The sequence below is a fragment of the Bartonella sp. AP57NXGY genome (genome assembly GCF_042195805.1).
Taxonomy (GTDB): domain Bacteria; phylum Pseudomonadota; class Alphaproteobacteria; order Rhizobiales; family Rhizobiaceae; genus Bartonella.
Genome location: NZ_JBHIOZ010000358.1, coordinates 1 through 1,058, shown reverse-complemented (window position 1 = coordinate 1,058; position 1,058 = coordinate 1). Strand labels below are relative to the sequence as shown.

The window sequence follows — 1,058 nt, the reverse complement described above, 5'->3', positions numbered from 1 at the left end:
TTGCAGGTGAGAATATTAACCTTTCGGCAGCTCGTGATGTCAATGTGCTTGTGGGTCATAATAGCCATAAGTCAAATTCTGAAGAAAAGCGTTCAGGTTTTGGCATTCAGTTTGGAAAGAGCAGCAGTAGTGTTTCTTTGGGTGTTGGGGTTGCAAGCGTCAAAGATACGGGCGATCAATGGGAAACCACTTCCGCACAATCACACATCATGGCACGCCGAGATGTGCAGATTACTGCTGACAATGATGTAAATATGCAAGCAGCTATTGTTTCGGCAAATCGTGATGTGAACATTGATGCCGGTAATAATATCACGCTTTCGGAAAGCCAAGATATCTCTAAGACACAAAAAAAACATGAAAATTTCTTTGCTGGTGTTACAGGTTCTGTCAATGTTGGCATTCTTAGTACCATACAAGATATAAAGGATGCAGGAAAACATTTTGGTCATGGGGATACAAAACACAAAATCGGCAATGGCATCATTCTTGGTCTAAAAGGCAAAGATCTCTATAACAAAGGCAAAGATCTCTATAATGGGATAAAGAGCGGATCAACAAAAGATTCCCTTCTCAAGATGGTGGATATTTCTACCAGTGTTACCGTAGGCTTTAAGACTGAAAAGGAAGAGAAGTCTTCTCAGACATCTACTGCTGTAACCAATAGCATAGAAGCTGGGCGTTCTGTCAATATGAAAGCCCACAAAGGCAGCATCCATGGTGTTGGAGCTGATATTATCGCTGGCACCAATCCTGTTTATGCAAATGATCCGCAGAGCGGGAATATCAACTTGGAAGCAGGACAGCATATTACCTTTGAAAGTGCGCAAAACAAGAAAAGCACACAAAACCATAACCAAAGCGCTTCAATGAATATTGGAGCCAGTTATGGTACTGGTGGCGCAGGGGTAACAGGCAGTGCTGCTTTTAGTCAAGGGGAAGGTTCCAGTGAACAGGTTCAACAAAAGAACAGCCATATTGTTGGCACAGGTACTGTTCATACCACGAGTGGGGCAAACACCACATTGGCAGGCGCCGTGGTTTCTGGAGAGCGTGTA

The 1,058-nt window shown here is 43.4% G+C and carries 1 protein-coding gene; it reads left to right on the top strand.

From position 1 onward, the window contains the following. Positions 1-1,058 (top strand): hemagglutinin repeat-containing protein (locus ACFIL8_RS10840; RefSeq protein ID WP_375689781.1); only part of this gene is annotated, 1,058 nt, incomplete at both ends.